The organism is Tessaracoccus sp. O5.2, assembly GCF_964266725.1.
Classification (GTDB): Bacteria; Actinomycetota; Actinomycetes; order Propionibacteriales; family Propionibacteriaceae; genus Arachnia; species Arachnia lapidicapta.
Genome location: NZ_CAXWGV010000008.1, coordinates 86,468 through 105,909, shown reverse-complemented (window position 1 = coordinate 105,909; position 19,442 = coordinate 86,468). Strand labels below are relative to the sequence as shown.

Annotated in this window: 20 protein-coding genes; 10 read left to right on the top strand and 10 right to left on the bottom strand. The window is 72.7% G+C overall.

The window, feature by feature from the left end:
- From ACFQPD_RS05220 to ACFQPD_RS05190, 7 genes are all read right to left on the bottom strand, one after another.
- Positions 1 to 293 (bottom strand): hypothetical protein (locus ACFQPD_RS05220; protein ID WP_385899133.1); only part of this gene is annotated, 293 nt, incomplete at its 3' end.
- 603 nt (positions 294 to 896) lie between these two features.
- A complete protein-coding gene (locus ACFQPD_RS05215; RefSeq protein ID WP_385899132.1) occupies positions 897 to 1,103 on the bottom strand; it encodes a hypothetical protein in 207 nt (68 codons plus the stop codon).
- 726 nt (positions 1,104 to 1,829) lie between these two features.
- Complete coding sequence (locus ACFQPD_RS05210) at positions 1,830 to 2,924, bottom strand: cobalt-precorrin-5B (C(1))-methyltransferase (protein ID WP_385899129.1); 1,095 nt, start codon at positions 2,922 to 2,924, stop codon at positions 1,830 to 1,832.
- Between the two features lies 1 nt (position 2,925).
- A complete protein-coding gene (locus tag ACFQPD_RS05205; RefSeq protein ID WP_068751604.1) occupies positions 2,926 to 3,579 on the bottom strand; it encodes a response regulator transcription factor in 654 nt (217 codons plus the stop codon).
- Positions 3,576 to 4,658: a sensor histidine kinase gene (locus ACFQPD_RS05200; protein ID WP_068751603.1), complete on the bottom strand. Its 1,083-nt coding sequence runs from the start codon at positions 4,656 to 4,658 to the stop codon at positions 3,576 to 3,578. Before ACFQPD_RS05200 ends, ACFQPD_RS05205 begins: the two co-directional genes overlap by 4 nt.
- Positions 4,659 to 4,831: 173 nt before the next feature.
- Positions 4,832 to 5,647, bottom strand: a complete 816-nt coding sequence (locus ACFQPD_RS05195) for an alpha/beta fold hydrolase (protein WP_385899125.1) — start codon at positions 5,645 to 5,647, stop codon at positions 4,832 to 4,834.
- A gap of 41 nt (positions 5,648 to 5,688) precedes the next feature.
- Positions 5,689 to 6,342 carry a precorrin-8X methylmutase gene (locus tag ACFQPD_RS05190; protein ID WP_068751601.1) on the bottom strand — a complete coding sequence of 218 codons (654 nt, stop codon included), beginning with the start codon at positions 6,340 to 6,342 and terminating at the stop codon, positions 5,689 to 5,691.
- 212 nt (positions 6,343 to 6,554) lie between these two features.
- Between ACFQPD_RS05190 and ACFQPD_RS05185 the strand changes: the two genes are divergently transcribed.
- From ACFQPD_RS05185 to ACFQPD_RS05155, 7 genes are read left to right on the top strand one after another with little or no spacing between them, the layout of a single operon-like run.
- Positions 6,555 to 7,229: an energy-coupling factor ABC transporter permease gene (locus ACFQPD_RS05185; protein ID WP_068751600.1), complete on the top strand. Its 675-nt coding sequence runs from the start codon at positions 6,555 to 6,557 to the stop codon at positions 7,227 to 7,229.
- On the top strand, positions 7,222 to 7,497 hold the full coding sequence (locus ACFQPD_RS05180) for an energy-coupling factor ABC transporter substrate-binding protein (RefSeq protein ID WP_068751599.1): 276 nt from the start codon (positions 7,222 to 7,224) through the stop codon (positions 7,495 to 7,497). The genes ACFQPD_RS05185 and ACFQPD_RS05180 overlap by 8 nt, the downstream gene beginning before the upstream one ends.
- The gene (gene cbiQ / locus ACFQPD_RS05175) at positions 7,494 to 8,237 is read left to right on the top strand and encodes a cobalt ECF transporter T component CbiQ (protein ID WP_068751598.1); all 744 of its coding nucleotides are present in this window, start codon (positions 7,494 to 7,496) and stop codon (positions 8,235 to 8,237) included. Before ACFQPD_RS05180 ends, cbiQ begins: the two co-directional genes overlap by 4 nt.
- Positions 8,222 to 9,034, top strand: a complete 813-nt coding sequence (locus ACFQPD_RS05170) for an energy-coupling factor ABC transporter ATP-binding protein (RefSeq protein ID WP_385899145.1) — start codon at positions 8,222 to 8,224, stop codon at positions 9,032 to 9,034. Before cbiQ ends, ACFQPD_RS05170 begins: the two co-directional genes overlap by 16 nt.
- Positions 9,031 to 9,630, top strand: a complete 600-nt coding sequence (gene cbiT, locus ACFQPD_RS05165) for a precorrin-6Y C5,15-methyltransferase (decarboxylating) subunit CbiT (protein ID WP_385899121.1) — start codon at positions 9,031 to 9,033, stop codon at positions 9,628 to 9,630. Before ACFQPD_RS05170 ends, cbiT begins: the two co-directional genes overlap by 4 nt.
- Positions 9,600 to 10,187, top strand: a complete 588-nt coding sequence (gene cobO / locus ACFQPD_RS05160; RefSeq protein ID WP_385899142.1) for a cob(I)yrinic acid a,c-diamide adenosyltransferase — start codon at positions 9,600 to 9,602, stop codon at positions 10,185 to 10,187. The genes cbiT and cobO overlap by 31 nt, the downstream gene beginning before the upstream one ends.
- On the top strand, positions 10,184 to 12,679 hold the full coding sequence (locus ACFQPD_RS05155; RefSeq protein ID WP_385899119.1) for a cobyrinate a,c-diamide synthase: 2,496 nt from the start codon (positions 10,184 to 10,186) through the stop codon (positions 12,677 to 12,679). Before cobO ends, ACFQPD_RS05155 begins: the two co-directional genes overlap by 4 nt.
- A 5-nt stretch (positions 12,680 to 12,684) precedes the next feature.
- Here the strand turns inward: ACFQPD_RS05155 and ACFQPD_RS05150 are convergent, their stop codons facing one another.
- On the bottom strand, positions 12,685 to 13,404 hold the full coding sequence (locus ACFQPD_RS05150; RefSeq protein ID WP_068751594.1) for a cobalt-precorrin-6A reductase: 720 nt from the start codon (positions 13,402 to 13,404) through the stop codon (positions 12,685 to 12,687).
- 32 nt (positions 13,405 to 13,436) lie between these two features.
- Here ACFQPD_RS05150 and cobT point away from each other — a divergent pair, with 32 nt between their 5' ends.
- The 3 genes from cobT to pyrE are packed head-to-tail and all read left to right on the top strand — an operon-like array spanning position 13,437 to position 15,790.
- Positions 13,437 to 14,492, top strand: a complete 1,056-nt coding sequence (cobT, locus tag ACFQPD_RS05145) for a nicotinate-nucleotide--dimethylbenzimidazole phosphoribosyltransferase (protein WP_385899116.1) — start codon at positions 13,437 to 13,439, stop codon at positions 14,490 to 14,492.
- 39 nt (positions 14,493 to 14,531) lie between these two features.
- Positions 14,532 to 15,251, top strand: a complete 720-nt coding sequence (locus ACFQPD_RS05140; protein ID WP_385899113.1) for a sortase — start codon at positions 14,532 to 14,534, stop codon at positions 15,249 to 15,251.
- Positions 15,248 to 15,790 (top strand): orotate phosphoribosyltransferase, encoded by a 543-nt coding sequence (gene pyrE / locus ACFQPD_RS05135; protein ID WP_385899110.1) that lies wholly within the window; start codon positions 15,248 to 15,250, stop codon positions 15,788 to 15,790. Before ACFQPD_RS05140 ends, pyrE begins: the two co-directional genes overlap by 4 nt.
- Here the strand turns inward: pyrE and ACFQPD_RS05130 are convergent.
- On the bottom strand, positions 15,783 to 18,002 hold the full coding sequence (locus ACFQPD_RS05130) for a malate synthase G (RefSeq protein ID WP_385899107.1): 2,220 nt from the start codon (positions 18,000 to 18,002) through the stop codon (positions 15,783 to 15,785). The genes pyrE and ACFQPD_RS05130 overlap by 8 nt on opposite strands.
- Before the next feature lie 34 nt (positions 18,003 to 18,036).
- Positions 18,037 to 19,299, bottom strand: coding sequence for an isocitrate lyase (aceA, locus tag ACFQPD_RS05125; RefSeq protein WP_385899139.1), 1,263 nt, complete (start codon positions 19,297 to 19,299; stop codon positions 18,037 to 18,039).
- Between the last annotated feature and the right edge of the window lie 143 nt (positions 19,300 to 19,442).

Here is a 19,442-nt window from a genome sequence, read left to right as displayed (position 1 = left end):
ACGGCCGTCGGCAGGATCCGCAGCACCGGGAGGTTCGCGTCGGCGGGGGTGACGACGAAGCCGCGGAAGCCGAGCCCGGGATCCGGCGGGTCGGCAGGGATCACCTCCCCGGCAGCCGCACTATCGCTGATCATCAGGTACAACTCCTCGGCAACGTCAGGGTCGAGCGGGATCTGCGGGTTCTCCCGTCCCGAGTAAAGGTCGACCATCACGGTGGCCCGGCCGGGCGGGGCCGCGGGCGCGTCGGGTACTGGCGTGCTGCAGCCCGAGGCGGCCAGTCCGATGCCGGCCACCACGACGAGGCCAACGGCTGCCGCCAGCCAGCGCCGTACTGCATGGGCGGCAGGTTGGGGGCCCGGTCGGGCGGCGCGGTCGACCGGACCGAGCGGGACCGCCGAAACCGGGATTGGCGACGCTCGGCGGAGACTCTGCCGGATCCGGGTCCCGAAATCACTCATGTCGGAAGTACACACCCGCCTGTGCCTCCACGCCTACCCGGTCCCTGCCTCAACCTCGCCACAACGGCGATTCAGTCTCGCGAACCCTGATCCGTTGCAGCAACGCTCCACCACACGTCCGTTCTATGCCGCTGTCGGGGGGATCGGCAGTACCGAGCGCGTTGGTCGCGGGGTACCCTCGGTGCATGAGCATCGTGACGGCCGAGAGCGCGTCGCTGCGTGCGGCGATCATCGCGCATCGCGATGCCCTGGACGGCATCCTTTGTCGCTAACACGCGGCCAACCCGAGACTGTTCGGCTCTGTGGCCCGTGGCGACGCCACGGGCGACAGTGTGTCGTCCAGCGCTCTAGCCGACGCGGTGCCGTTGTGACCCGATCTGATCAGGAGCGGTTCGCCGACATTCTCCAAGCCATTCAGCGTTGCCAGGACTACGAGCCCTACCTCCGGTCCGAAGAGGTGCGTCGGCGTGCCCACCATCGCCAGGACGCGAGTAAGGCCGCTGCGGTCGATAGCAGCCACCAGAGTTTGTCCATCCCGGGCGGATCGGCCCAGGGGCCGAGGTAGAACATCGTGACCATGACGGCCGCGGTGACGATCGCGGCCACTGCGACGCCGATGATCAGTTCGAGGATGAATCGCACCACTCCTGGCCTCCTGCGCCTGGGCGCCGTGCGCATCACGTTACATGCGCACAGCCTTCGCTCAAGCGGGTGTCGTGCCATTGAGTTCGCCGGTAGCGGATGGTGGTCGCCTTGGTGGGCGGGTCCGCGTCGGCGGGGCTGGCGGCGGTCCTGATTGGTTTCCCAGGCCGCGGGGCCAGCGGTGGCGGTGGCGTACGCGGTGATCCAGGCGCGCGGACTGGCGGGTCGACCCACGGTCACGCCCTGCTCGTCGGCCAGGACGCGTCAGGGCACGGGTTGAGGTAGGTCCCAGCTGGGGCAGGCGGGACCAGGGGCCGGATCCGCCTGCGCCGCCACCGTCGCCGCGCTCGCAGTGGCCGTCTCGCTGCAGGCCGTCCCGCTGACCGGGGTCGCGGCGACGTTCGCTGCAGGTTTTCTCGCCATCGGATCGGCCGCCGCGACCAGGGGGTGGCCTTGGTTCCGCTCGCGCTGCGGGGCGGCCTTCATGAGCAGCTCAAGGACAGGTGAGCCGGCGAGAGACTGGGAGCCATGAATCTCAGCCCACACCTCGACCGTGAGGAAGTTGCACGTGTTTTGGATCTCGACGGCTATCTGCGTGATGAGTTGCGGCGCTCGGCTGTGGTGCGGCTCGAGATCGTAGGGGAGGGACTCAAGAACCTGAGGCGGTAAGACCCTGAAACGTCTGCGCTCATCCCCGACATTCACCGGACCGACGTGCCGCATCCCTCATCAAGCCGAGTTGCCGACGATTGCGCCGCCCCGATCGATGCAGATGACGTCGACCGCCACGGGAGAGCTGCGCAGGACGGTGAGGGCGTGATCGCGGGCCGCGGTGGCGACGGCGTCGCCCAGCGGGATGCCGTCTGCCTCGGCCAGGTCGAGGGCCTCTGCCGCGGTGTTGGCGGCACGGATCGCCGCGGCGAGCGCCTCCCCGGCACCGACCTGGACCGCCAGGCTGGCGAGGTGGGACAGGTCCACCTGGGTTCGGTGGGAGTGCAGGTCGAGGTGTCCGGCGGCCAGTTTGGTGAGCTTGGCGAACCCGCCGCAGATCGTGAGGCGCTCGACGGGGTGGCGGGACAAGTACTTCAGCACCGCCCCCGCGAAGTCACCCATGTCCAGCAGGGCCAGCTCGGGCAGGCCATACAGCTCGGAGACGACACGCTCCGACGTCGACCCGGTGCAGGCGGCCAGGTGCTGCAGGCCGGCGGCGCGGGCGACGTCGACGCCGCGCCGGATCGAATCGATCCACGCGGAGCACGAGTAGGGGACCACGACGCCGGTGGTGCCGAGGATGGAGATCCCCCCGACGATGCCGATGCGCGGGTTCCACGTGTGCCGCGCGAGGGCCTCGCCGTCGTCGACCCCGATGGTCACCTCGAGGTCGAGGGGCACGCCGTGTCGGCGGGCGACGGCGGAGAGGTTCGCCGTGATCATCGCCCGGGGTGCGGGGTTGATGGCCGGCTCGCCCACAGGGAGAGGGAGCCCGGGCAGCGTGACGGTGCCGACGCCGGGGCCGCCGACGAACCGCACGCCCGAGCCCGGCGGGCCGGGCCGCACCCAGGCGCGGACGAGGGCGCCGTGGGTGACGTCGGGGTCGTCGCCGGCGTCCTTGGTGACGGCGGCCATCGCGACACCGTCGGTCACCTGCTCGAGGGTCAGGGCAAACGACGGTCGGCGACCCTGGGGCAGCTCGACCTCCACCGGGTCCGGGAACTCGCCGGTGAGCAGGGCCTCGTAGGCGGCGGTCGCGGCGGCGGTGGCGCAGGCGCCGGTGGTCCAGCCGGGCCGGAGCTTGGAGGCGTCGAGTTGCCCGCGGCGCGCCATGTCAGCGGTCCTTCGAGGTGTGCGCTGTGCCGGGGACCGGGCTGATGCCCCACGAGGCGGACTGGGCCATCAGTTGGGGGCGGCTGGTCACGCCCGCGCGCTTCATGAGGATGCCTACGCGCTTCTTCACACCCGAGACGGACATCCCCAGCGCCTCGGCCATCTGGTCGTAGCTGCGGCCCGCGTTGATGGCGCGGATCAGCTCGTGGTCGACGGCGTCGCGCAACACACCGTCGGGAGCTGGTTCCCGGCTGGTCACACGGGTGGTGAGGGCGCGCGCCGCGTCGGGTGAGTGGACGAAGATCCCGCTGTGGGCGGTCCTGATGGCGGCCGCGAGCGCCTTGCCGGGCGTGTCCTTGTACAGGAAGCCGCTGGCCCCGGCCGCGATGGCCTCGGGGAGGGTCGTGGTGCTGAGGCTGGTGAGCAGCAGGACGCGCGGCGGGTTGGGGCGGGAGGTCAGCGACCGGCAGGCCTGCACTCCGGAGATGCCCGGCATCCGGATGTCCATCAGCCATATGTCGACGGGGGAGGCGGCCAGCGCCTCATGCCCACCGGCGCATTGGTGGACCACGGCGATGTCGTCGACGCGGGAGAGAGTGCTCGTGAGATAGCTGAGGACGAGGGCGTCGTCGTCGCAGATTCCGACCGTGATCATGCCTGGAGCTGCCTCGCCGCCAGCGGCATCTCCACCAGACAGGTCCACGTGCCGTTCGCCGATGCCAGGTGGAGCGTCCCGCCCGCGAGAGTGGCGCGATGGCGCATGCCGAGGGTACCGAGCCCGGTACCGGGGATCTGCTCGGAAGCCATCTGGTTGGCGATGACCAGCTGGTAGTCGACGGCGGACAGTTCGCCCACGATGGTGCAATGGCCGTGTCTTGTGCCGTGCTTGGCCACGTTGTGGAGAGCTTCCCGGACGATCTGGGCGAGCGCACGATCGACTGCGACCGGCAGGGCGGGGGTCAGGTCACCGGAGGCGCTGACCTCATGGCCTCGCCGCTTGAGGACCCGGATCTCCTGGCCGAGCGTCTCGGCGAATCCGGCATCTGGTCCGGCGGCTTCGCCGATCTGCATCATGCGGATGGTGTCGCGGAGGGCGGCCCCGGCGTTGCGGGCACGCTCGGACAAGGCGGCAAGCGTCTCGGGCGGTGCCCCGCCGGCCTGGTACGCAGCGTCCGCCTCCATCGAGATCAGAGTCAGTTCGCGGGCCACCGAGTCGTGCAGGTCGAGTGTGGCCCGGAGCCTCAGATCCTGCTGGCGCCTGGCCTCGGCCTCGGCGGCATTCCGGGACACCGCATTGAGTCCCAGCCCGACGAGCACGAACACCGCATCCAGCGCCAGCCACCCGAGGATCACCTCGAATGCGTCGAACTCCTCCCCGAGCTTGCGGGCGGTGGCGGTCACGGACGTGATGAACACGGTTGCCGCCATGACGGCGGCCTGTGCCCAGCGGCCGGTCCGCAGAGCAGCGACGACCGGGAGCATGAGGAGGTAACCCCAGAAGCCGAGGGAGTTCTCGTCGACGGCCGCCGCCGTGATGGCCATGACGACAGTGAGCGCGGCGCCGCCCTTCGGCCAGCGGACCGCGACCACCACCGTGACGAAGGCCGCGACGTCGAGGGCCACGATCTCGGGTGTGAGGACGAGGCGGGCGCGCGGGGCGAGAAACTCAACCGTGATGATCACGAGCGCGATGAGGACCTCCAGCGCGCCGCTCGAGAGTGCTTTCCGTCCCACCCGGTCATCCTAGGGGGGAGCCTGCCGCCGTCGACTCGGGCGGGGACGGCCAGGGTACTTTCGTACCGTCCTGGACGCGTGTGCCGGGGAATGTCGTGAGACTGCGGATATGCCGAGGTCTTGGGGGGACCTCGGCATCACTTCTGATCGCTTCTGTCGGTGGGGGCTCGCGTTCAGCGGTGGGCATGCTCGTCGATGAGATCGGCGATCAGCTTGGGCGAGGCGAACATCGTGGCGTGCGGCCCCGGCACCGTCGCGAACCAGCCGTGCTGGAACGCGCCTGCGAGCTTCTCCGCCCAGTCCAACGGCACGAGTGGGTCGTCGAGCCCGGCGATCACCAGCGTCTTGGCGTCGATCCGCCCCGCGACGGCGTCGAGGTCCATCTCCAGCAGGTGCGGGGTCTGCTTGACCATGTACGGCACCCCGGCCCGGAACAGGTAGTCGTAGATGGCCATCGCCGCCACCTGCGGCGGCTCCCGGAGCCCGTTGGCGAGCAGCAGCCCTGCCACCTTCGCAAGCGACCTCGCCGTCGGCGTCACGACAGGCGCGATGAGCACGATGTGATCGACCTCGTCGGGATAGTCGGCCGCCAACTGCGCCACCACCTGGGCCCCCATCGAGTGGCCGACCACCACGGGGTGGTCGAGGTCCTTCTCCGCGAGGAACCTCCCGACGAGCGCGGCGTGTTCCGCGATGGTCAGGTCGCGGTCCGGGCGCGGTGAGCGGCCGTAGCCGGCCAGGTCGATGAGGTGGACGTCGCCGTGGTTGGCGAGTTCCACCGCTGTCGGTCCGTACGACCGGGCAGAGACGCCGATGCCGTGGACGAGCACGAAGTCTGGACTCGTCTTCTGCGGCACCTGGCAGGGGAACCGGTAGGACACCATCGAGGCGTCGCCGAAGCTGGTGCGGCTGGTGTGGTATTCCACCCTGCCGACGTAGCGGTTCTTGTACACCACCTCGTCGCGGGGTGCGTGGCGGCGGGCGGGCATGCGCCCCAGCGTAGTCGTGGCAGGGGACTCGTCGGCGATTCTTAGGCCTGGCGCGAGGTGTTGGTCAGCTCGTCGGTGCTGGCGATGGCGTTGACAGCGGCGACGGTGAGGGCCGAGCCGCCCCTTCGGCCGTGGACGACGAGGTACTCGAGGCCCAGGTCGTTATCGGCGAGAGCCTGCTTGGACTCGGCCGCGCCGACGAACCCGACGGGGATGCCGATCACCGCGGCCGGCCGCACGCCGGTCTCCGCGACCACCTCGAGCAGCCGGAAGAGTGCGGTGGGGGCGTTGCCGATGGCGACGACGGCGCCGTCGAGGCGGGGCAGCCACAGGTCGATCGCGGCCATGGTCTTGGTCATCGACTTCTCGGCGGCCAGCGCCGCGAGGCCGGGGTCCTTGATGTGGCAGACGACGTCGTTGTCGCGGGGGAGGCGGGAGGCGATGATGCCGGTGGCCACCATGGAGGAGTCGCAGAGGATCGGCGCGCCGGCCCGAAGAGCGGCGTTGGCGGCGGCCACGACGCCCGGGGTGAAGGCCACGTCGTCGGCGACGTCCGGGGCTCCGGCGGCGTGGACCATGCGCACGACGACGCGGGCCACGTCGTCGGGGAAGCGGGTGAGATCGGTCTCCTCGCGGATGATCCGGAAGGATTCGCGGTAGATGTCGGAGCCGTCGGTCAGGTAGTCGTAGCGCACGCCGTCCACCGTAGTGGACCCCGCAATAGCGGGGCCCGGTGGGCTCTGGTTGACTGGCCTCACACATTCACACCGCGAGGGGACCAGGAAGCCGGAACGAGCCGGCACGGTCGCGCCACTGTGGACCGCCGTCGGGCGGGAAGTCAGGAACTGGACCCTCACGGCCGACTGCCTGGGGCGCGTCATCCCGGGCGAAGGGACCTGAGAGAGCGATGCACATCGCCGAGGGGATGCTTCCCCCGTTGCACTGCGCGGCCTGGCTGGCTGCGTCCACCCCGTTCGTCGTCCACGGTGCCCGCGCCGTGCTCACCACGGTGCGCGAGCACCCGGAACGCAAGCTGATCCTCGCCGCCGCGGGGGCGTTCACGCTGGTGGTCAGCGCCCTGAAGCTGCCGTCGATCACCGGAAGCTCGTCGCATCCGACGGGGACAGGCCTGGGGGCGGTGCTGCTCAGGCCGCCGGTGATGGCGTTCCTCGGCACGCTGGTGCTGCTGTTCCAGGCGACGCTGCTCGCCCACGGCGGGCTGACGACGCTCGGGGCGAATGTGTTCTCGATGGCAATCGTCGGGCCGTGGGCGGCGTACGGGGTGTACCGGGCCGCGTCGCGGCTGTCGGCCCCGCTGTGGGCGTCGGTGTTCCTGGCGATGGCGGTGGCGAACATCGCGACGTACGCCGTGACGTCGCTGCAGCTGGCGCTGGCGTACCCGGATCCGACGAGTGGGCTGGGGGGCGCGCTGGTGAAGTTCCTCGCGCTGTTCGCGGTCACGCAGGTCCCCCTGGCGGTCGCGGAGGGGCTGCTGGGGGTGCTGCTGGTCGGGTTCCTGACGCGTGCGGCGCGCCCGGAGTTGGCCCGGCTGGGTCTGCTCAAGGAGGACGCCGGTGTTTAGCCGTCGCGACATCTGGATCGGGCTGGCGCTCGTCGTCGCCATCGTCGGGGTGTACCTCGGCAGCCTGGCGCTGGCCCCGACCGGGGCGGAGTTCCTGGGCAGCGACGCCGCCGCGGGGGAGCTGACCGGTGGCGTGCCGTGGCTCGAGCCGCTGTTCCGGCCGGGGAGCCCCGAGCTCGAGTCGGGGCTCTTCGCGCTCCAGGCGGGCTTGGGAGGGATCCTGCTGGGCTTCGTCCTCGGCCGGTTGACGGCTCGGCGCCGGTCGTGAGCGTCCACGTCACCGCCGTCGACGACGCCGCCTGGGCCGGGCCGTGGCGCCGGATCGCGGTGGGGCACAAGGTGGGGCTCGCTGCCGCGCTCGTGCTGACCGCTCTGCTCACCCCTGCCTGGCCCGGGAGCCTGCTGGTGGCGGGGGCGTCGCTGGTCCTCATGCTCGGCCCGGCGCGCATCCGGCCGGGGCTGGTGGCCGCCGTCGCGCTGCCTCCACTGGCGTTCCTCGTGGTGGGGGCGCTGCCGCTCGCGGTCGAGGTGGGCGACGGGCTGCGCGTCACCGCCGAGGGCGGGCTCAGGGCGGCTGAGATGCTCGCGCATGGCGTCGCGGGGACGTTGGCGGTGCTGCTGCTGGCCACCACCACGCCGATGGTCGACGTGCTGGGCTGGCTGCACCGTCGCGGCATCCCCGGCCCGCTGCTGGAGGTCGCCGAGCTGATGTATCGGCTGCTGTTCGTGCTGCTCAGCAGTGCGCTGGCGCTACAGGCGGCGCAGGCCGCCCGGCTCGGGGGCGATGCGCCGCTCCGGCGCCGGTTCCGGTCCGCGGTCGACGGCGTCGGCACCGTGTTGCTCATGAGCTGGCGCCGCGCCACCCGGCTGCAGGCGGGCCTGGAGTTGCGCGGCTATGAGGAGTCGCTGCCGACGCTGCGGCCCGTGGGCCGCGCCGGCGGCTGGGGCCTGGGAGCGGGCGCCGCCCTCGTCGTGGGCATCTGGCTGGCCTGCTGGGCGGTGGCGTGATGCTGAGGGCAGAGGGAGTTGTCGTCGGGTATCCGGGCGGGCCTGCCGTGTTGACGGGGGCGAGCCTCGCCGTCGCCCCCGGGCGACGGGTGGCGCTGCTCGGCGCCAACGGCTCGGGCAAGACCACGCTGCTCCAGTGCCTGGCCGGGGCGCTGCGCCCCGCCGACGGCCGGGTCACCCTCGACGGGCAGCCGCTCGCCCACACGCGGGCCGCGCTGCGGGCGCACCGTCGACGCATCCAGCTGGTGCTGCAGGACCCGGACGACCAGCTCTTCTCCGCCGATGTCACCCAGGACGTCTCGTTCGGCCCGCTCAACCTCGGACTCAGCGACGACGACGCCCGCGCCCGCACCGATGAGGCCCTCGCGCTGCTCGGCATCGCCCACCTCGCCGCCCGCCCCACGCACCAGCTGAGCTTCGGCGAGCGCAAGCGCGTGGCCCTGGCGGGCGCGGTGGCGATGCGGCCGGACGTCCTGCTCCTCGACGAGCCGACGGCCGGGCTCGACCCCGCCGGGGTCTCCGACCTGCTGGCCACCCTGGCCGGCCTGCACGCCGGCATCGTACTGGCCACCCACGACGTCGACCTCGCCCTGGCCTGGGCAGACGAGGTGGCCGTGGTGGTGGAAGGCCGCGTGGCGCAGGGGCCGCCGTCGCTGCTCGGCGACGAGGTCCTCCTCCGCGATGCCCACCTCCGCCGCCCCTGGCCGTTGGAGCTGGCCGCGCGCCTCGGCCTGCCCGGCGCCCCCCGCGACCTCGACCAGCTCGTCGCGCTCCTCCCGGAAGGATCCCGCTCATGATCACCGACCCCGACGGCGCCCTCCTGGGCCGCACGCCCGGCCTCCCCGACGATGTCTTCGAACACGACGGCCTTATCACGAAGCGGCACATCCGCGCATGCGCGCTGGCGCTGCTCCGCCCGCGGGCCGGCGAGCTGCTGTGGGACCTCGGCGCGGGGGCCGGGTCGGTGGCCATCGAATGGTGCCGGGCGGCCGACGGGGCCCGGGCGGTCGCCGTCGAACGGGTGCCGGAGCGGGCGGCGAGGGTCGCGGCGAACGCGGCCCGGCTGGCGCCCGCCGGGGCGGTGCGGCTGGTGGAGTCCGGTGTCGCGGAGGCCCTGGATGGCCTGCCCCGGCCGGACGCGGTGTTCATCGGCGGGGGAGCGACATCGTCGCTGGTGGAGCGGGCCGTCGACGCGTTGCCGGCGGGGGGCCGGATCGTCGTGCACGGGGTGACAGTGGAAGCCGAGGAGGTGTGTGTCGCGGCGTACCGACGGTGGGGCGGGCAGCTCGCCCGGCTGCACCACGAGCACGCCGCGCCCATCGGCCGCCTGCTGGGCTGGACGCCCGCGCGCGCCGTCGTCAGCTGGGGGTATGTCGTGGAGGGGTCGCGGTGAGCGCGCCGACCACGCGCGAGCTGCGGCAGCGGCCGATCGTGGCGGTGCACACCGGCGACGGCAAGGGCAAGACCACCGCCGCCCTCGGGATGGCGCTGCGCTCGTGGGCGCAGGGCTGGGACGTGGGCGTCTACCAGTTCGTGAAGTCCGCCAAGTGGCGCACCGGGGAGCAGGAGGCGTTCGCCTCACTGCCGGAGCGCGGCGGGCTGACGTGGGAGAAGATGGGCACCGGCTGGTCGTGGTCGCGGGCGCACACCGCCGTCGACCCGGCCGAGCAGGCCCGGGAGGGCTGGCGGAGCATCCGCGAGGGCCTGGCGGAGGAGCGGCACCGGTTCTGGCTGCTCGACGAGTTCACCTATCCGCTGGCGTGGGGCTGGATCGACGCGTCCGAGGTGGTGGAGGCGCTGGGGTCGCGGCCTGGGCGCCAGCACGTCGTCGTCACCGGGCGACGATGCCCGCAGCAACTGATCGACGCCGCCGACCTCGTCACCGAGATGGCCCTCGTCAAACACCCCTTCCAGCAGGGCCAGCGCGGGCAGGCGGGCATCGAGTGGTGAGCCGGCTGGTGATCGCGGCGCCGTCGTCGGGGCAGGGGAAGACGACGGTGGCCACCGGGCTGATGGCCGCGCTGCGGGCGCGCGGGCTGGAGGTGGCGCCGTTCAAGGTGGGGCCGGACTACATCGACCCCGGCTACCACGGCCTCGCCACCGGCCGGCCGGGCCGGAACCTGGACCCGTTCCTCTGCGGCGAGGAGCGGATGGGGCCGCTGTTCGCCCACGGTGCGGCGGGTGCGGATGTGGCGGTGATCGAGGGCGTGATGGGGCTGTTCGACGGACGGCTCGGTACCGGCGGCTTCGGGTCGACGGCGCACGTAGCGCGGCTGCTGGAGGCGCCGGTGGTGCTGGTGATCGACGCCCGGCACGCGTCGCGGAGCGTCGGCGCGGTGGCGCTCGGCATGGCGCAGTTCGATCCCCGCGTGCGCGTGGCGGGGGTGATCCTCAACCAGGTGGGCAGCGTTCGGCACGCCGCGGAGGCCCGCGCCGCCGTCGAGGAGGTGGGGCTGCCGGTGCTGGGGGTGCTGCCGAAGGCGCTGGACATCGAGGCGCCGTCGCGACACCTGGGCCTGGTGCCGGTGGCGGAACGCGACGACTCGAGGGTCGCGGCGATGGGCGAGGTGGTGGCCGCGCACGTGGACGTGGCTGCGTTGCTGGCGGTGGCCGCGGAGGCGCCGGCGCTGGACGTCGTGGCGTGGGATCCGGCGCGGGAGGTGTCGCCGCCGTCGGACCGCCGGCCGGTGGTGGCCGTGGCCGGGGGGCGGGCGTTCACGTTCCGCTACCCGGAGACTGACGAGCTGTTGGCGGCGGCCGGGTGTCGCGTGGTGGAGTTCGACCCCCTCGTCGACTCCGCGCTGCCGGCGGGGACGGCCGGGCTGTGGCTCGGCGGCGGGTTCCCCGAGGTGTACGCCGGCGAGCTGGCGGCCAACGAGGCGTTGGCGGCGGAGATCCGTGCGGCGGTCGAGGGCGGGATGCCGACGGTCGCGGAGTGCGCGGGGCTGCTGTACCTGTGCCGCAGCCTGGACGGGCGGCCGATGGTGGGCGCCGTCGAGGCGGACGCGGCGATGGGTCCGCGGTTGACGATGGGCTACCGGGTCGCGGTGTCGGATCGGCCCACGCTGCTGGGCAGGCCGGGGGAGGAGGTCACCGGGCACGAATTCCACCGCACGACTGTGGGCGCTGGTGGGCATGGCGGCGCCGGGGAGGCGGGGGCCGAGGGCGCCGTCGGCCCGGCGTGGCTGCTGGACGGGAGGGCCGACGGCGTCGCGGGGGAGAACCTCCACGCGTCGTACCTCCACGTCCACTGGGCGGGCCACCCCCGGCTGGCCCAGCGCTTCGCCGACGCGGTCCACCGCTATCCCGCGCTCGGTGCCGGTGAGGGTTTGAGCAGATGGCACGACTCGACGCGGACGAGAGCGCTAACAAGGCCCGATTTCGACGTTGAGTCGTGCCATCTGCTCAAACCCAACCCCCCGCCGGGGCCGGAGCCGGACCTGCTGCACCACGGGGACCGCGACCTCGCCCCCGGCCTCATCGACCTCGCCGTCAACGTCCGCGTCCCCACCACCCCGGCCTGGCTGGCCGAGGAGATCTTCGGCGACATCGACCTCGCCGCCTACCCCGACCCCACCCCCGCCCGCGACGCCCTCGCCGCGCACCACGGCGTCGACCCCGCCATGGTCCTACCCGTCGCGGGCGCCGCAGAGGCGTTCACCCTCATCGCACGGGCGCTCCCCGGCGACGCTCTCATCGTCCACCCCCAGTTCACCGAACCCGAGGCCGCGCTCCGCGCCGCCGGCCGCGACCCCCGCCGCCACGTCCTCAGCCGCGACACCGGCTTCCGGCTCATCCCCTCACAGGTTCCGGCCGGTGAGCTCACGATCGTCGGCAACCCCACGAACCCCACCGGCGTCCTGCACCGCGCCGACGACCTCGCCGCACTCCCCGCCGCGACACTCGTCGTCGACGAGGCCTTCATGGATGCGGTGCCGGGCGAGCCGGAGACCCTCATCGCGCCGTCGATGCCCGGCCGGCTCGTGCTGCGCTCGCTCACCAAGACCTGGGGGCTGGCAGGGCTGCGGATCGGCTACGTCGTCGGCGACCCCGCCCTCATCGAGCGCCTCGCCGCCCAGCAGCCACCCTGGTCGGTGTCCATCCCGGCCATCCGCGCGGCCATGGCCTGCACCTCCGCCCGCGCAACCGCTGAGGCCGCACGCCTGGCCGAGGAGGCCGTCGTCGCCCGGGAAGATCTCGCCGTACGCCTCACCGACGTCGGCGTCGCCGTCGTCCCCGGCCGGGCGCCGTTCGTGCTCGCCGACACCACCGCGCTGTCGGCGTCCTCACTGCGCGGACCGCTGGCCGAGCGCGGGTTCGCGGTCCGCCGGGGCGAGACGTTCCCCGGTCTCGGGCCGACGTGGCTGCGGTTCGCCGTCCGCACCCCGGACGTCCACCGTCGCCTGGCAACGGCCCTCGCAGAGCTCGGGGGCCACCCGTGAGCGGCTCACCCCAGCCAGGTCAGCGCGCCCGCGACGTCGGCCACCTCGGGCACCCCCGCGGGCGCCGCCGGCCGCCGGATCATGACGACGGCGGCGCCCCGCTCCGCGGCCACGCTCAACTTCGCGTCGGTGTGCGCACCGCCCGCGTCCTTGGCGACGAGGACGTCGATGCCGTGCGCCGCCATGAGCTCCCGCTCGCCGTCCAGCGTGAACGGCCCGCGGCTGGTGACGAGCGTCCACCGCGCGGGCAGGAACGCGACGGGCGGCTCGGCCACCCGGGCCAGCACGTCCGCGTCGGCGAGGTCGGCGACGTAGTCAGCGGTGTGCTGGCGGCCGACGGTGAGGAAGGGCCGGGCGCCCAGGGCGGCGGCGCGGCGGGCGGCCTCGCCATGCCCGTCGACCCAGTGCCAGCTGCCCGCCGACGGATGCGACGCCCAACTCGGGCGGACAAGGCGCAGCAGCGCGACGCCCTCGGCGGCGCAGGCGGCCGCGGCGTTGCGCGACATCACGGCGGCGAACGGGTGGGTGGCGTCGACGACCGCCGTCACGCCGTGCTCACGCAGGTAGCCGCGCAGGCCCTCGACCCCGCCGAACCCGCCCAGGCGCACCTGGCCCGCGGTCAGGGGGTCGCGCGTGCGGCCGGCCAGCGACAGCACCGCGGCGCGCCCGGTCAGCGCCTCAGCCAGCCGGCGGCCCTCCGCGGTGCCGCCCAGGATCAGGATCACCGCTCCATCCAACCATCTCCGAAAGGACACCCATGACCCTGCTCGACGACACCCTGTCGGCCATCGTCCCCGCCTCCGCCGAGGCGCTCGCCGCCGCGGAGGCTCGCCAGCTCCGCCTCACCAAGCCGGCGGGCAGCCTCGGCCGGTTGGAGGAGATCGGCAACCGGCTCGCGGCCATCGCCGACGCCTGCCCACCGCCGCTCCCGGTCCGGGCGGTCATCGGCCTGTTCGCCGGCGACCACGGCGTCTGCGCGCAGGGCGTCAGCCCCTGGCCGCAGGAGGTCACGGTCCAGATGGCGCTCAACATCGCGTCCGGGGGCGCGGCCATCAACGCGATCGCCCGTCAGGTCGGGGCCGAGGTGTGGGTGACCGACGTCGGCGTCGCGGCCGAGGTCCCCGAGCACCCCGGGATCCGCGCCCGGAACGTGCGCCGCGGAACCCGCGACTTCACCGTCGAACCCGCCCTCACCCGCGACGAGGCCCGCGCCGCCCTCGAGGTCGGCATCGAGGCCGCGAACGAGGCCATCGACGCCGGCGCCGACGTGCTGCTCACCGGCGAGATGGGGATCGGCAACACCACGCCGGCCAGTGCGCTGATCGCCGTGTTCTCCCGCCTGCATGTCACGACCGTCACCGGACGCGGGGCGGGGGCCGACGACGACATGCTGACCAGGAAGGTCCGGGTCATCGACGACGCCCTCACCCTTCACCGTCCGGATCCGGCGGACCCGCTGGGAGTCCTCGCGGCTGTCGGCGGGCTCGAGCACGCCGCGCTGGCGGGCTTCATCCTCGGCGCGGCGGCCCGCCGGATCCCCGTCATCATCGACGGCGTCATCGCGGCCTCCGCGGTTTGCGTCGCGGCCGGGTTCGACGAGTCGGTGACCGGCTACCTCATCGCGGGGCACGCCGGCGTGGAGCCCGGCATCAAGGCCGCCCTCACCTGGCTGGACCTCCAGCCGCTGGTGGACCTCGACCTGCGCCTCGGCGAGGGCACCGGCGCTGCCCTGGCGCTGCCGACCGTCCAGGCCGCGGCCCGCATCCTCAGCGAGATGGCCACGTTCGACTCCGCGGGCGTCGCCGAGGGCTGACGGTCCGCCGGCCCGGGCCGGTAGGGAAGAATGGGCCGCATGGAAGCCAAGCGGGCCGCCGACGGCGGGAGTGTCACGCGCTCCCGCCGTCGGCCGTCCCCGGCCGTGCTCGTGGCCATCGCGGTGGTGGCGGCGCTCCTGGCCGCCGGCGGATACCTCGCGTGGCAGGTCTACGGCACCACCTGGCTGGCCCGCGACAGCGCCGCCGCCACCGTCGCCGAGCTCCGCGCCTCCTGGGCCGCCGCGACACCGACCCCCACCCCGACGTCTGAGGCACCCGACGCCGACCCCCAGGTCCCCGTCCCGGCCCTCCCTGAGCCCGGCGAGGCGGCGTGGATCCTGCGCATCCCCTCGCTCGGCGTCGAATGGCCCGTCGTGTCCGGCGTCGAGGGCCGCCTGCTGACGCAGGGCGTCGGCTGGTACCCGTCGACGGCGCTGCCCGGCCAGGTCGGCAACACGGCCATTGCAGGGCTCCGGCTGACGAACGGGGCACCGTTCGAGCGGCTCCTCGAGCTGCGGGAGGGCGACGAGGTGATCATCGACACGGCCACCGCCACGTTCACCTACCGCATCGTGCTCCCCCCCGCCGAACTCACCGTCCAGGCCGACGAGTCCTGGGTCCTGGACCCGGTCCCCGGCGAGCCCGACACGGTGCCCAGCCAGGCGCTGCTCACCCTGACCACCCACGAAGACCTCATCGACACGCCGGACCGCAGCGTCGGCTTCGGCGTCCTGGAGAAAGCGGAGACCACGAGATGACCGATCGCAGCGACCTCATCGCCCACATCAAGGACCTGGCCGTCGTGCACGGCCGCGTGACCCTTGCCTCAGGCAAGGAGGCCGACTACTACATCGACATGCGTCGGGTCACGCTCGACGGCGCCGCGTCGCCCCTGGTGGGGCGCGTCATGAACGAGCTGGTCGCGGACCTCGACTTCGACGCCGTCGGCGGCCTGACCCTCGGCGCGGACCCCGTCGCGACGGCGATGCTGCACGCCCGCGCGGCCGCCGGCGGCCGGCTCGACGCCTTCGTGGTGCGGAAGTCCGCCAAGGAACACGGCATGCAGCGTCGCATCGAGGGCACCGACGTCGCGGGGCGGCGGGTGCTGGTCGTCGAGGACACGTCCACGACGGGCGGCTCGGCCCTCGCGGCGGTCGAGGCCGTGCGCGAGGCCGGGGGTGAGGTGGTCGCGGTGGCGGTCGTCGTCGACCGCGGAACCGGCGCCGCCGAACGGGTCGGCGACGCCGGTCTCGAGTACCGCTACGCGGTCGATCTGGCGGATCTGGGACTCAGCTGAGCCGGTAGCGCGCCTTGTACTCGCGCCGCCTGCGGTGCAGGATCGGCTCCGTGTAGCCCGACGGCGACCACGTCCCCTGGACCACCAGGTCCCGCGCCGCGCACCAGGCGATCGAGTCCTCGAACGAGCCGCCCTCGCGGGGCGTCATCGGGCGGTAGGTGCGGTCGCCCGCGTTCTGGGCGTCCACGACCGCCGCCATCCGCTTGAGCGACTGCAGCACGTACTGCTCCGAGACGATCCCGTGCCGGATCCAGTTGGCGAGCATCTGCGAACTGATGCGGCACGTGGCCCGGTCCTCCATGAGTGAGGTGTCGGTGATGTCGGGCACCTTGGAGCAGCCGACGCCCTGATCGATCCACCGCACGACGTAGCCGAGGATCGACTGGCACGAGTTGTCGACCTCCTCCTGCCGCTCCTCGGGGCTCCAGCGGGTGCTGGTGGCCAGGGGAATCTCCAGCAGGTCGTCGCGGGTGGCGCGGCCCCCGCCGGCCGCGATGCCCGCCTGCCGCTCCCTGGCGTCGACGCGGTGGTAGTGCGTCGCGTGCAGGGTGGCCGCGGTGGGGGAGGGGACCCACGCCGTCGTCGCGCCCGAGGCGGGATGCCCGATCTTCTCGGCGACCATCTCGGCCATGAGGTCCGTCTTCGCCCACATCCCCTTGCCGATCTGCGCCCGCCCGGGGAGGCCGCAGGCGATGCCGACGTCGACGTTCCAGTCCTCGTAGGCCCGCATCCAGGCCGCCTGCTTCATCTCGGCCTTGCGGATCATCGGCCCGGCCTCCATCGAGGTGTGGATCTCGTCGCCGGTGCGGTCGAGGAACCCGGTGTTGATGAAGATGATCCGGTCCGCAGCCTGGGCGATGCAGGCCGCGAGGTTCACCGTCGTGCGCCGCTCTTCGTCCATGATGCCCATCTTCAGCGTGGTGCGCGGCAGGCCGAGGACGTCCTCAACGGCGGCGAAGAGGTCGGAGGTGAACGCGACCTCGTCCGGGCCGTGCTGCTTCGGCTTGACGATGTAGATCGAGCCGGTGCGGGAGTTGGCGCGCCGGGCGTCGGCCCGGAGGCCGGGCAGGGCGCACAGGCTGGTGACGAGCGCGTCGAGGATCCCCTCGGGCAGCTCCTGCCCCTCGTCGTCGAGGACCGCGGGCGTCGTCATGAGGTGCCCGACGTTGCGGCACAGCATCAGCGCGCGTCCCGGCAGCCGCAACTCCGTCCCGTCGGGACGCGTGAAGCGGCGGTCGTCGGCCAGCGTCCGGGTGAACTGCCGCCCGCCCTTGCTCATCTCCTCGGTCGCCGTGCCGTCGTTGAGCTGCAGCCACGTGCGGTACGCGACGACCTTGTCCGGCCCGTCAACGGTGGCCACGGAGTCCTCGAAGTCCATGATCGCGGTGACCGCGGACTCGAGGATGATGTCGTCGATGCCGGCCGGGTCCTCGCGGCCGATGCGACCCTGCCGGTCGATCCGCAGCTCGAGGTGGAGGCCGTGGTGGGCGAGCAGGATCGCGTCTGGGGCGCCCGGCTCGCCCTGGAAGCCCGCGTAGGTGTCGGGGTCGGCAAGGCCGACGATCTGCCCGGACGACAGCATCGCCTCGAACACCCGGCCTGCCCGGTAGCCGGCCACGTCGGTGTGCGAACCGGACGCCAGCGGCGCGACGGCGTCGAGGAACTCGCGTGCCCAGGCGATGACCTTCGCGCCCCGGACCGGGTTGTACCGCCCCTCCCGGCCGGCGCCGTCGCCGTCGGCGATGACGTCGGTGCCGTAGAGGGCGTCGTACAGCGACCCCCACCGCGCGTTCGCGGCGTTGATCGCGAACCGGCGGTTCGTGACGGGGACGACGAGCTGAGGGCCGGCGACCTCGGCGATCTCCCGGTCGACGCCGGTGGTCCGCGCGGCGACCTCGGTGGCCTCAGGGAGCAGATAGCCGATCCGGGTGAGGAAGCTGCGGTAGTGGCCCGCGTCGGGCCGGCCGGGATGGGCGCGGTGGAACTCGTTGATGGCCTGCTGGAGGCGCCGGCGCTCCTCCAGCAGTGCGCGGTTGCGGCCGGTGAACCGGTCGAAGACCTCCTCGAACCCCGCCCAGAAGCGCTCCCGGTCCACGCCTGCCACGGGCAGGGCCTCCCGGTCGAGGAAGTCGACGAGGGTGCGGTCCACCCACAGCCGCCCGACGGGGGCGTGGGTGGCGTGCATGGCGGGCGCTGTGATGGTCATCGTCATGGCGGTGCTCCTTCGGGGATCGAGGTGGGTGGGGTCAGAACTGCGCGGACTCGGTGGAGTCCTCGAGCGCCGTGGTCGAGCTGGCGGGGTTGATGGCGGCGGCGATGGTGTCGAAGTAGCCGGTGCCGACCTCACGCTGGTGCCGGGTCGCGGTGTAGCCGCGCTCCTCGGCGGCGAACTCGCGCTCCTGCAGCTCGACGTAGGCGCTCATCTGGCGGGTGGCGTAGCCCTGCGCCAGGTCGAACATCGAGTAGTTGAGGGCGTGGAAGCCGGCCAGCGTGATGAACTGGAAGGCGTAGCCCATGGCGCCCAGTTCGCGCTGGAACTTCGCGATGGTGGCGTCGTCGAGGTGCTTGCGCCAGTTGAACGACGGGGAGCAGTTGTAGGCCAGCAGCTGGTCGGGGTGCTCCGCCTTGATGGCCTCGGCGAACGTGCGGGCCGCCTCCAGGTCGGGGACGCCGGTCTCCATCCACAGCAGGTCGGCGTACTTCGCGTAGGCCTTGCCGCGGGCGATGCTGGGCTCCATGCCGGGCCGGACCTTGTGGAAGCCCTCGCTCGTGCGCTCGCCGGTGAGGAACTCGCGGTCGCGCTCGTCGACGTCGGAGGTGAGCAGCGTCGCGGCCTCGGCGTCGGTGCGGGCGATGATCACCGTCGGGACGCCCGCGACGTCAGCGGCGAGGCGGGCAGCGTTCAGGGTCCGCTCGTGCTGCTGGGTCGGGATCAGCACCTTGCCGCCGAGGTGGCCGCACTTCTTCTCCGACGCCAGCTGGTCCTCCCAGTGCACGCCCGCGGCGCCGGACGCGATCATGGCCTTCATGAGCTCGTAGGCGTTGAGCGTGCCACCGAAGCCGGCCTCGGCGTCGGCGACGATGGGGACGAGCCAGTCCTCGACGGTGCGGATGCCTTCGGCGTGCTCGATCTGGTCAGCGCGCAGCAGGGCATTGTTGATGCGCCTGACCACCTGCGGAACGGAGTTGGCGGGGTAGAGCGACTGGTCGGGGTAGGTGTGGCCCGAGAGGTTGGCGTCGGCGGCGACCTGCCAGCCCGACAGGTAGATGGCCTTGAGGCCGGCCTTCACCTGCTGGACGGCCTGATTGCCGGTCAGCGCGCCGAGCGCGTTGACGAAGTCCTCGCTGTGCAGCTGCTCCCAGAGGCGCTCTGCACCGCGGCGGGCGAGCGTGTGCTCCTCCTGGACTCGCCCGCGGAGCCGGACGACGTCCTCGGCGCTGTAGTCGCGCTGGACGTTGCTCCAGCGGGGGTTGATCTTCCAGTCGTACTTGAGGAGTTCTGCGGACATCGGGTCGGTCATCGGGGTGGTCCTTTCCGGTGGTGGCGGCTTCACTGCTCGCCTCGTCGTCGGGTGATGGACCCATCGTCGGCCCCCGCATCCGACAGTTGAGAAGAAATTTCCGGTGAAGAAACGCAGAAATTCCGCTACTG

What these genes read in the sequence shown, in the direction of transcription:
- ACFQPD_RS05210 (WP_385899129.1), bottom strand. Translation starts at nt 2,924, where the DNA reads ATGGCGCGCCGCGGGCAACTCGACGCCTCCAAGCTCCGGCCCGGCTGG.
- ACFQPD_RS05205 (WP_068751604.1), bottom strand. Translation starts at nt 3,579, where the DNA reads ATGATCACGGTCGGAATCTGCGACGACGACGCCCTCGTCCTCAGCTAT.
- ACFQPD_RS05195 (WP_385899125.1), bottom strand. Translation starts at nt 5,647, where the DNA reads ATGCCCGCCCGCCGCCACGCACCCCGCGACGAGGTGGTGTACAAGAAC.
- ACFQPD_RS05185 (WP_068751600.1), top strand. Translation starts at nt 6,555, where the DNA reads ATGCACATCGCCGAGGGGATGCTTCCCCCGTTGCACTGCGCGGCCTGG.
- cbiT (WP_385899121.1), top strand. Translation starts at nt 9,031, where the DNA reads ATGATCACCGACCCCGACGGCGCCCTCCTGGGCCGCACGCCCGGCCTC.
- cobT (WP_385899116.1), top strand. Translation starts at nt 13,437, where the DNA reads ATGACCCTGCTCGACGACACCCTGTCGGCCATCGTCCCCGCCTCCGCC.
- ACFQPD_RS05140 (WP_385899113.1), top strand. Translation starts at nt 14,532, where the DNA reads ATGGAAGCCAAGCGGGCCGCCGACGGCGGGAGTGTCACGCGCTCCCGC.
- pyrE (WP_385899110.1), top strand. Translation starts at nt 15,248, where the DNA reads ATGACCGATCGCAGCGACCTCATCGCCCACATCAAGGACCTGGCCGTC.
- ACFQPD_RS05130 (WP_385899107.1), bottom strand. Translation starts at nt 18,002, where the DNA reads ATGACGATGACCATCACAGCGCCCGCCATGCACGCCACCCACGCCCCC.
- aceA (WP_385899139.1), bottom strand. Translation starts at nt 19,299, where the DNA reads ATGTCCGCAGAACTCCTCAAGTACGACTGGAAGATCAACCCCCGCTGG.